Origin of the sequence: Rhodanobacter aciditrophus, from assembly GCF_042679525.1 — a bacterium.
Lineage (GTDB): Bacteria > Pseudomonadota > Gammaproteobacteria > Pseudomonadales > Marinomonadaceae > Marinomonas > Marinomonas aciditrophus.
On the sequence record NZ_JBHTMN010000023.1, the window covers coordinates 1 to 1,060 of the forward strand.

At 52.5% G+C, this 1,060-nt stretch carries 1 rRNA gene; it reads right to left on the bottom strand.

Features of this window, described 5'->3' with window-relative positions:
- A 23S ribosomal RNA gene (locus ACFQ45_RS17465) occupies positions 1 to 1,060 on the bottom strand; the annotation flags it as partial.

Here is a 1,060-nt window from a genome sequence, read left to right on the forward strand (position 1 = left end):
CACAACGCTTACACACCCAACCTATCAACGTCCTAGTCTCGAACGGCTCTTTAGGGTACTTAAAGTACCAGTGAGATCTTATCTTGAGGGAGGCTTCCCGCTTAGATGCTTTCAGCGGTTATCCCGTCCGAACGTAGCTACCCGGCAATGCCACTGGCGTGACAACCGGAACACCAGAGGTTCGTCCACTCCGGTCCTCTCGTACTAGGAGCAGCTCCTCTCAAATCTCAAACGTCCACGGCAGATAGGGACCGAACTGTCTCACGACGTTCTAAACCCAGCTCGCGTACCACTTTAAATGGCGAACAGCCATACCCTTGGGACCGGCTTCAGCCCCAGGATGTGATGAGCCGACATCGAGGTGCCAAACACCGCCGTCGATGTGAACTCTTGGGCGGTATCAGCCTGTTATCCCCGGAGTACCTTTTATCCGTTGAGCGATGGCCCTTCCATACAGAACCACCGGATCACTAAGACCTACTTTCGTACCTGCTCGACGTGTCTGTCTCGCAGTTAAGCGCGCTTTTGCCTTTACACTCTATGCATGATTTCCGACCATGCTGAGCGCACCTTCGTGCTCCTCCGTTACTCTTTGGGAGGAGACCGCCCCAGTCAAACTACCCACCACACAGTGTCCTCGATCCGGATAACGGATCTGAGTTAGAACCTCAAACATACCAGGGTGGTATTTCAAGATTGGCTCCATGCAAACTGGCGTCTGCACTTCAAAGCCTCCCACCTATCCTACACAAGTAGGTTCAAAGTTCACTGTGAAGCTATAGTAAAGGTTCACGGGGTCTTTCCGTCTAGCCGCGGATACACAGCATCTTCACTGCGATTTCAATTTCACTGAGTCTCGGGTGGAGACAGTGTGGCCATCGTTACGCCATTCGTGCAGGTCGGAACTTACCCGACAAGGAATTTCGCTACCTTAGGACCGTTATAGTTACGGCCGCCGTTTACTTGGGCTTCGATCAAGAGCTTCGCTTACGCTAACCCCATCAATTAACCTTCAAGCACCGGGCAGGCGTCACACCCTATACGTCCACTTTCGTGTTTG